This window comes from Streptomyces sp. NPDC048483, from assembly GCF_040651455.1.
GTDB lineage: Bacteria > Actinomycetota > Actinomycetes > Streptomycetales > Streptomycetaceae > Streptomyces.
In genome coordinates this window covers 1-1,499 of record NZ_JBEZJZ010000256.1, presented here as the reverse complement: position 1 = coordinate 1,499, position 1,499 = coordinate 1, and the positions used below count along the sequence as shown (strand labels likewise).

At 75.3% G+C, this 1,499-nt stretch carries 1 protein-coding gene; it reads right to left on the bottom strand.

All coding sequences use genetic code 11. From position 1 onward, the window contains the following. Window positions 1-1,499 (bottom strand): condensation domain-containing protein (locus AB0D04_RS42665; RefSeq protein ID WP_362712878.1); only part of this gene is annotated, 1,499 nt, incomplete at both ends.

Below are 1,499 nucleotides of genomic sequence, written 5' to 3'. Positions count from 1 at the left end.
TCGCCGGAGGTGTCGGTGCGCAGCACCAGGGTGTTGACGAAGAAGCCGACGAGGTCGTCCAGGGCGTGGTCGGTGCGCCCGGCGACCGGGCTGCCGACCGGGATGTCGGTGCCCGCCCCCAGCCGCGTGAACAGCGCCGCGAGCGTGGCCTGGAGCACCATGAACAGACTGGCTCCCGACCGGCGGGCGAGGCCCGTCAGACCGGCGTGCAGCGCCGGGCCGAGGTCGATGAGCAGATGCGCGCCCCGGTACGACGCCACGGCGGGCCGGGGCCGGTCGGTGGGCAGCTGGATCTGCTCGGGCAGGTCCGCCAGCTTCTCCGTCCAGTACGCCAGCTGCCGGGCGAAGAGGCTGTCGGGGTCGGCCGTGTCGCCGAGCAACTGCCGCTGCCACAGGGTGTAGTCGGCGTACTGCACCGGCAGCGGCGCCCACTTTGGCTTGCGGCCCGCGCAGCGCGCCGCGTACGCCTGGGCCAGGTCCCGCGACAGCGGACCCGTCGACCAGCCGTCACCGGCGATGTGGTGCACGACGAGCAGCAGCACCCGCTCATCCGGTCCGGTCTCGAACAGCTCGGCCCGCAGCGGCGTTTCGGCCGCCAGGTTGAAGGCGCACCGTGCCGCCTCCGCCAGCCGCGCCGGCAGCCCGGCGGCATCGGTCCGCGTCACCCGGATCCGGGGCCGGACCGCGTCGGCGTCCCGCACCCGCTGGCACGGGGCCCCGTCGGCCTCGGGGAAGACCGTGCGCAGGGACTCGTGGCGGGCCACGACGTCGGCGAGGGCCGCCTGCAGGGCGGACTCGTCCAGCCGGCCCGACAGCCGCAGCGCCAGCGGAATGTTGTAGGTGGCGCCGGGGCCCTCCATCTGGTGCAGGAACCACAGGCGGCGCTGCGCGAACGACAGCGGCACCTGCGCCGGCCGCTCGACGGCCGTCGGCGCGGGCCTGGTGCGCCCCGCCTCGTCGAGCCGCTCGGCGAGCCCGGCCACGGTCGGCGCCTCGAACAGGGTGCGCAGCGTCGGCTCGACCCCCAGGACGGCCCGTACGCGGGAGACCAGCCGGGTCGCCAGCAGGGAGTGGCCGCCCAGGTCGAAGAAACTGTCGTCGATGCCGACCGCGGACACGCCCAGCACCTCACGGAAGAGACCGGCGAGGAGCTGCTCCCGCGGCGTCCGCGGCGCCCGCCCCGTCTCCTCCGGGCCGAAGGAGGGGGCCGGGAGGGCCTCGCGGTCCAGCTTGCCGTGCGGCGTCAGCGGCAGCGCGTCCAGCGCCACGAACGTGCCGGGCACCATGTGCTCCGGCAGCCGTTCCCGTACGTATCCGCGCAACGCGGCCGCCTGGATGCCCCCGGCCACGGCGGGCACGACGTATCCGACCAACCGCCCCTGGCACACGGTGACCACGGCGTGCGCGACGCCCGGGTGGGCGGTGAGGACGGTCTCGATCTCGCCGGGTTCGATGCGGAAGCCGCGGACCTTGACCTGGTGGTCGGCGCGGCCGGCGAA